Below are 6,944 nucleotides of genomic sequence, written 5' to 3' on the forward strand. Positions count from 1 at the left end.
CCCGCTCGCCTCGTAGGCCGGCCCGTAATCGGTCATGGCCTTCACCACCACCTCGGCCGGCATCGGCAGGTAGCCGCGCCCGTCCTTCGAGATCAGGCGGGCGACCTCCTCGCGGTTCTTCATGCAATGGGCCTGCGCCCGCACGATCGCGTCGACCGCCTTGCCCGTCCATTCCGGATTGGCGGTGACCTGCCGCTCGTGGGCGACGACGACACAGCAGGGATGGTTCTTCCAGATGTCGCCGGTGAAGCGCAGCATCCGCGCCCCGGCCTTGATCTCGCCGAGAGCATTGAAGGGTTCGGCGACGATGTAGCCGTCGATCTTGCCGGCCGCCAACGCCGCCGGCATCTCGGGCGGGGGCAGGATCTGCAGGGCGCACTCGCCCGCGCCCGCCTCGCCCCGGATCACGGGGACAACACCGGATTCCCGAAGCGCGTATTGCAGCACGACGTTGTGCATCGAGTACCAGTAGGGCACCGCGACGCGCTTGCCCCCGAGCCCCCGGAAGTCGGTGATGCCGCTCTTGCCCCCGACGACGATGCCGGAGCCGTTGGTGTGGGCCCAGGCCAGGATCTTCACCGGGAACTTGTTGTTGTAGCGCATCCAGACCGGGATGGGCTTCAGCAGGTGGACGAGGTTGAACTTGCCCGCCGCGAATCCCTCGACCAGCGCCGACCACGAGCGCACGGGCGTCGGCTCGGCGACCTTGAGCCCGGCCTCCTCGAAGAAGCCCTTGGCGTGGGCCACCAGAAGCGCGGTCGCATCGGTGATCGGCAGGTAGCCGATGCGCACGGTGCCGTCGTCGGCCGCGTGCACCCGCCCGCCCGAGAGGGCGAGGCCCCCGCCGCCGAGGAGCGCGGCGAGGCCGCCGCGGGCCAGGGCGTCGAGGGTGGCGCGGCGCGTCCAGTCGGCGCGCGCCCATTCGTGCGTCCACAGGGCGGAGAGATCGTCGGGGGCGGTCATACGCTCAGGGTCTCGGTTCAGGCCGCGGCGCGGCCCGTCTGGTCGGGGGAGGGGCCGAGGCGTCGGCGCAGCTCGGCCTCGGCATCGACCCCGAGGGGGATGTCGGCGACGACCCGCGCGGGCCGGCCGCCGAGGAGCACCGCCCGCTCGGCGAGCGCCGCGACGTCCGCGAGATCGTGGGTGACGATGATGAGGGTGAGGCCGCGCTCGTGCGCGAGCCGCAGCACGTCGGCGCGCAGGCTCGCCCGCATCTCCGGGTCGAGCGCCGAGAACGGCTCGTCGAGGAGCAGGATCCGCGGCGCGCTCGCGAGCGCGCGGGCGAGCGCGACCCGCTGCTGCTGGCCGCCCGAGAGCTGATGCGGCTTGGCCGATGCCCGCTCGCCGAGGCCGAGATTGTCGAGGAGATTCTGCGCCTCCGCCGTGCAGCGGGCCCGGTCGCGCCCGAGCCGGCCCGCGAGCCGGGCGGGCAGCAGCACGTTGTCGAGGATGCTCGCCCAGGGCAGAAGGGCGGGGCGCTGAAACATCACCGTGCAACCTGGCACCGGTCCCGTCACGGCCGCGCCGGCGAGCCGCACGCGGCCCGCCGAGGGCGCGGCGAGGCCGGCGAGGATCTGCAGGAGCGTCGACTTGCCGACGCCGGAGCGGCCGAGGATGCCGACGCGCTCGCCCGGCGCGACCGCGAGATCCACGGCATCGAGGATGGGGCTCGCGCCGTACCGGTAGGCGACGCCCTGGAGCGTCAGGAGGGAGCGGGAACTGGGCATCGATCCGCGAACTGGGCGCAGCCCGGCCGCCCCGGCGGACGATGGCCGGGGACCGGCACCGACGGGCCGCGTGGCGCAGAGGATGGCCGAGGCTGGCCAGCCAGATCAATGAAACCGGAATTCAAAGATCGGGCGGTCCCGGGAAGAAAGACCCCGCACGGCGGCGGGCTGGAGAATGTTCTGCGCCGTGTCTGTTCCGGACGCGTAGGTCGAGGGGTGCGCGCTGATCTGCGCAAGTCGAAAAGGTCCGGCCGCTGAGAGCAGGGGACGGCATAATCCTTTCCGCGCGATGCGCGCGACGTGAGACTTTGCCTGTCGACGGCAGAAAGAAAGAAATTCGTTCCGGATCAGCTCGGCTAGGATCCAATATCGGACAAGGAATTGTCGAACGAAGAGGGAAACGGATCGACATGGCCGCGAACGTCGATAGGCGCCGCTTCCTGACGATGTCGGCGGCGCTCGCCGCCGGCGCCACGGGCGGGTTCTCCTGTATCGAGATCGCGAGCGCCGCGCCGATCGAGGTGCCGGGCGTCGACACGCTGAGTCTACGGGTCCTCATCGATTCGGCCCACGATCAGTTTCTGAAGCCCAGCACGGTTCAGGGCGTGGTCCATCAGCCGCCGGGCAGCGGCCGCGGCAGCGATTACCGCAAGGTCCTCCACAATCAGTGGGGATTGTCGCTCTTCCTGGAATCGCAGCGCGCGGACGAAGCCCGCACGATCCTGCTCGATTTCGGCTACAGCCCCGAGGCCCTTCTCAACAATATCGAGATCCTGAAGGTCGATCCGACGAAGGTCGACGCCCTGATCGTCAGCCACGGCCACCACGACCATTACGGCGGACTGACCGGGTTCCTCGACAGGTATCGGGCCGTGCTGGCGCCCGATCTCAAGCTCTATGCCGGCGGCGAGGACAATTTCTGCCATCGCTTGAGCCCTGCGGGCGTGCAGGGACAATTTACCGATTTCGGCCAGCTCGACCGGCGGGATCTGGCGGCCCAGAAGGTGCGCACCGTGCTGTGCGAGACGCCGACCGTCGTAGCCGGCCATGCCTTCACGACCGGGCAGATCAAGCGCTCCTCCATCGAGCGGATCCTGCCGAACACCTTCGTGGAGCGCGGCATCAAGGACGGCCTCGGCTGCGATGCGAGCCACTACTCGCCTGCCGAACTCCAGGGAAAGGTGATTCCGGACGAGCATGTCCACGAGCACGCCACCTGCTTCAACGTGAAGGGCAGGGGGCTCGTCGTCATCAGTTCCTGCGGGCATGTCGGGATCGTCAACTCGGTCCGCCAAGCGCAGGCGATCTCGGGCGTCGAGAAGGTCCACGCCATCGTCGGAGGCTTCCATCTCGGCCCGGCGCCGAAGGATTACCTCACGCAGGTCGTCGCCGAGATCCGGAATCTCGCGCCCGACGTCGTCATCCCGATGCATTGCAGCGGCCTGAACTTCGCGCTCGAAGCACAGGCGCAGTTGCCGGCCAACATCATCGTCCCGACCACCGGCAGCCGGCTCGTCTTCGGTGCGTAGAGCGGCCGCGCTCGCCTTGCTGCTGCTCGGCCACCCCTGCGCGCTTCCAGCCGGGGACGAAGGCGGGCAGCGCCGCTCCGCCGCCGCGTTGATGGACGTGCTGATGTGGAACCGTGAGCCGGTCGGCGGCCGCTTCGCCCTCGTCGACCAGAACGGGCGCACCCGCACCGACGCCGATTTTCGCGGCCGTCTGCTGCTCCTCTATTTCGGCTTCACGTCCTGTCCCGATGTCTGCCCGACCGATCTGCAGGAGATCGCCCGCGCTCTGGACCTACTGGGTGCGGAGGGGGAGGCGCTGCAGCCGGTCTTCATAACCCTCGATCCCGACCGCGACACCACTGCCCTCCTGGCGGAGTACGTTCCGAACTTCCATCCGCGCCTGATCGGGCTGACAGGGTGTCTCGAGTCGATCCGGGAGGCGGCCGACGCCTACAAGGTCTTCTACGAGCGGGTCGCGCGGCCCGACGGCAGCTACACGATCGATCACTCCGCCTTCGTCTACCTGATGGACCGAGCCGGGACCTATCTCGGCTTCTTTCCGCCCGGAACCTCGGCGGAGCGGATGCTGGCGATCATCCGGCCCCACCTCTCAAGCCGGTGAGCCGCCCAACCGCGCGCACCGGCGATCCCGACGGCAGCCGTCGCCTTGGGATAGGGGAGGCGAGCGCCGAATCGAGGGAGGGTCGCGTCGCGCAAGATATGAATCGTCTCGCCATAAGACCGCGGGAGACCACGTCACCCTCGCCGAGTGCGTTCTTTAAAAAGAACAATCTTGTTGACTTAACGAACGTTCGTGGAGAGCCTGTGCGAGACGGACCGCCGCTCGAAACGGTCGGGCCGCAGGCAATCGCGACAGGAGTTTTGGAGACCCATGGCGTTTCGGCCCCTGCACGACCGCGTGCTCCTGCGCCGCATCAAGGGCGAGGAGCGGACCAAAGGCGGCATCATCATCCCGGACACCGCCAAGGAGAAGCCGCAGGAGGGCGAGGTCCTCGCCTTCTGACCCGACGGCGGGAGCCTCCGGCATGACGGGGCTTCCATGGCGGTCTCCGCGCTCGGATCATCCCGGCCGTTGCGGGCGGGGAGGGGGCAGAGAGACCAATTCTACGGGGAGCGGAACGCCATCACGAACGGAATGGATGGCCGATGTTCTACAGCCTGTATTTTCTGACCTGCCTGACAGCGAATCCGGCGCATTGCGTAACCCGCATCCACACCTTCTCGGAGGATGTATGGACACCGCAGCAATGCCTCACGGTCGCCCAGCCGCGGATGGCGCAGTGGCAGCGGACACACGATCGCTGGCGCGTGGAGAAGTTCCGGTGCGGGAGGCGGCCGAGCGATGAGGGCGCGCGGATCTAGGCGCTTCCAGGGGCGATCGCCTCGTCAGCCTCTCGGGCTGCGCCTCGCGCCCCGCATGTCCGCGCCCTCCCACGCTCTCACGCGCGCGACGATCCCGAGCCGTGATGGAGGGTGCGCAGGCGGGCGGCCCGGGTGCGCCGGAGCGTCACCGGCCGGCGCTCCGCCTCCCCGCGGCGAGCATCAGGAGAAGGAACCGAACCCCTCGAACGGCTCGCTCGCGGATCCGATGCTCGCAGCCTGCGCGCCGGGGCGCTGCCGTCCGGCATCGCGGCATTCCGGGACCCGCGCAATCCGCTTCGTGGCTTGGACGGTATGAGTCCGCCTGGTCTCGTCGGGCACATGCCGCGCCTGGGCCAGCTGATGATCCTGCAGAATCGACATCTTCATCCGCGACTTCCTTCCTGACGCGCCGCCGTGACGGTCGACACCGTTTGGCATGGCCAATCGCGGCATCCGCCCGCCGGTTCCCCGCGGAGGCCGCCGGGTGCGTCGCTCTCCCGCTGGTTCGTTACGCTGACGGCGCGGGATGCTCCGAGGAGGGGGCCGGCCGACGCTCCTGGCCGATCCTAACCATCAGCCCGGTCCGAAGCCCGCTGGTCAGGACAGCCCCTTCGCCATCCTCCGGACAGGCTTTGTAGCAACAGGCTCAGTCCGCAGGGCGGCTTTGCGAGACGCTCAATTGATCGGAAGGGCTTAGGACTTCAGGTGGCTGGGGGACCTGGATTCGAACCAGGACTAGAGGAGTCAGAGTCCACCGTTCTACCGTTAAACTATCCCCCACCAAGGCCCCCGCGCGGCGGACGAGCCTGGAGCCCGCGTGCGACGGCCTATGCGGCCCCTGCGGCGCGGGAGGGCACGCAATAGGCTGAATGCAGGCGGCGGTCAACCGCATCGGAAACGGCCGCGCGTTGCCCTGCTCGGCCGGTGAACGGGGGCTTGCGCGCGCTGCCTGACGGGCTCAGCGACGTTTCCTGAGATGGAAGAGTGCCCATAGGACGCTCGCTCGCTATGTACGCTCCTCGAGGACGATCGAGAGGGGAGACAGGATGAACCCGGTCGCCATCGCCGTGATGCTGAGCATCGCCGCCGGCTTCCTCGGACTCGTGGGCTATGCCCTGCATGCGGGACCACCCTGGCTGCTCGCGGTCCTCGCCCTTCTCGTCATCGCCGGCTTCCTGCGCTGGGGCCGCCTCGGCTGATGTGGTGGCGACACGCGGCATTAACGGGGCCAGGACAATATGTCGGCCTCCGTGAGTGAACGCTCCCATGCTGCGCCGATTTTCCTCGACGACCCACAAAGGATCCGCAGCCAGGCACGACGAGACGGAGGATCTGATCCTCGGGATCCGGCGGCTCGTGCGTCACAGCGGCTACGAGCGCGACAAGATCGTGAGCGCCTTGCTCAAGCAGTACCTTCCCAACATCGGAGGGACGGCCTGGGCTGGCGAGGCCTCCCTGCGCCAGGACCTCAAGGCTGCGCGCCTCGACGCGAGGACCATCGCCTATCTCACCGCGAGCGCCGGAGGTGAGTTGCAGATGGCCCACGAGCGCAGCGTCGGTTGACGTTCGATGCAGAGCCGCGGGGCGTCGGACGAACTTTCAGAGTTGACGGAGGCCGGACCAGTCCGTATATCCCTGCTCATCGGCGCCGGACGCGAGAGCGGATCGGCCGCCGGGACATCTCCTGAGCAGTTCGGACGGTGAGATCCGGCGGAAGCCGGACGCACCTTTGTTTTGTCTCAGGATATGGGTGTTCTAGCAGGTCTTCGGCGGTGCCATAAAATCTTCGGCACCGCAGCAAGAGCTGGGTTGACACGGAAACGGCGGGGTTCTAAACGGCCCCACCGCTGAGACGGACTGCCAGACGGTGGTTGCGGTATCAGGGTTCTCCCTAGCAGGCAAGTGGATGGTGGGGCTTCTGCCCACAGCCTCCTTTGCTCGGTTCGGGAAAGCTTCTCCCTCGGGCCTGTGTTCTTTGACAAGTTCATCTGAGGAAGAGAAGCGTGGACGGCGCGTGTCCTTGCGGATCTGGCTTTGTGCTGGATCGTGAGTGGATACAAGCTGTTTACGGTTCGAGAGCTCACACGATCTGGGCGGCGACGTCTGGATTGGTTGTGAGCCTCTGTCAAACGTGATCAGCTATGATCGAGCTCTTTAACTTGAGAGTTTGATCCTGGCTCAGAGCGAACGCTGGCGGCAGGCTTAACACATGCAAGTCGAACGCTCGTCTTCGGACGGGAGTGGCAGACGGGTGAGTAACACGTGGGAACGTACCCTTTGGTTCGGAATAACACAGGGAAACTTGTGCTAATACCGGATACGCCCT

At 67.4% G+C, this 6,944-nt stretch carries 8 protein-coding genes, 1 tRNA gene, 1 rRNA gene and 1 pseudogene; 7 read left to right on the plus strand and 4 right to left on the minus strand.

Annotated elements, in window-relative coordinates; all coding sequences use genetic code 11:
* On the minus strand, positions 1-963 hold a 963-nt coding region (locus E1J50_RS25015; protein WP_132256839.1), incomplete at its 3' end, for an ABC transporter substrate-binding protein.
* Positions 964-980: 17 nt separating this feature from the next.
* Positions 981-1,727, minus strand: a complete 747-nt coding sequence (locus E1J50_RS25020; RefSeq protein WP_132256842.1) for an ABC transporter ATP-binding protein — start codon at positions 1,725-1,727, stop codon at positions 981-983.
* A gap of 410 nt (positions 1,728-2,137) precedes the next feature.
* Here E1J50_RS25020 and E1J50_RS25025 point away from each other — a divergent pair, with 410 nt between their 5' ends.
* The 4 genes and pseudogenes from E1J50_RS25025 (at position 2,138) to E1J50_RS25040 (ending at position 4,618) form a co-directional block, all read left to right on the plus strand.
* A complete protein-coding gene (locus tag E1J50_RS25025; RefSeq protein ID WP_132256844.1) occupies positions 2,138-3,256 on the plus strand; it encodes an MBL fold metallo-hydrolase in 1,119 nt (372 codons plus the stop codon).
* A gap of 91 nt (positions 3,257-3,347) precedes the next feature.
* Positions 3,348-3,857 (plus strand): SCO family protein, encoded by a 510-nt coding sequence (locus E1J50_RS25030; protein WP_132256854.1) that lies wholly within the window; start codon positions 3,348-3,350, stop codon positions 3,855-3,857.
* Positions 3,858-4,127: 270 nt separating this feature from the next.
* Positions 4,128-4,253 (plus strand): annotated as a pseudogene (locus E1J50_RS25035) (co-chaperone GroES); the annotation flags it as partial.
* Positions 4,254-4,402: 149 nt separating this feature from the next.
* Positions 4,403-4,618 (plus strand): hypothetical protein, encoded by a 216-nt coding sequence (locus E1J50_RS25040; protein WP_132256847.1) that lies wholly within the window; start codon positions 4,403-4,405, stop codon positions 4,616-4,618.
* A 180-nt stretch (positions 4,619-4,798) separates the two neighbouring features.
* Here E1J50_RS25040 and E1J50_RS25045 read toward each other — a convergent pair whose 3' ends face one another.
* Both E1J50_RS25045 and E1J50_RS25050 read right to left on the minus strand, forming a co-directional pair.
* On the minus strand, positions 4,799-5,005 hold the full coding sequence (locus tag E1J50_RS25045) for a hypothetical protein (protein ID WP_132256849.1): 207 nt from the start codon (positions 5,003-5,005) through the stop codon (positions 4,799-4,801).
* Between the two features lie 319 nt (positions 5,006-5,324).
* A tRNA-Gln gene (locus tag E1J50_RS25050) sits at positions 5,325-5,398 on the minus strand.
* A 266-nt stretch (positions 5,399-5,664) separates the two neighbouring features.
* Between E1J50_RS25050 and E1J50_RS27600 the strand changes: the two genes are divergently transcribed.
* From E1J50_RS27600 to E1J50_RS25060, 3 genes are all read left to right on the plus strand, one after another.
* Positions 5,665-5,817 carry a hypothetical protein gene (locus E1J50_RS27600; protein WP_165937974.1) on the plus strand — a complete coding sequence of 51 codons (153 nt, stop codon included), beginning with the start codon at positions 5,665-5,667 and terminating at the stop codon, positions 5,815-5,817.
* Positions 5,818-5,884: 67 nt separating this feature from the next.
* The gene (locus tag E1J50_RS25055) at positions 5,885-6,181 is read left to right on the plus strand and encodes a hypothetical protein (RefSeq protein WP_132256852.1); all 297 of its coding nucleotides are present in this window, start codon (positions 5,885-5,887) and stop codon (positions 6,179-6,181) included.
* Positions 6,182-6,773: 592 nt separating this feature from the next.
* Positions 6,774-6,944 (plus strand): 16S ribosomal RNA (locus tag E1J50_RS25060); the annotation flags it as partial.

The organism is Methylobacterium segetis (assembly GCF_004348265.1).
GTDB classification, from domain to species: Bacteria; Pseudomonadota; Alphaproteobacteria; order Rhizobiales; family Beijerinckiaceae; genus Methylobacterium; species Methylobacterium segetis.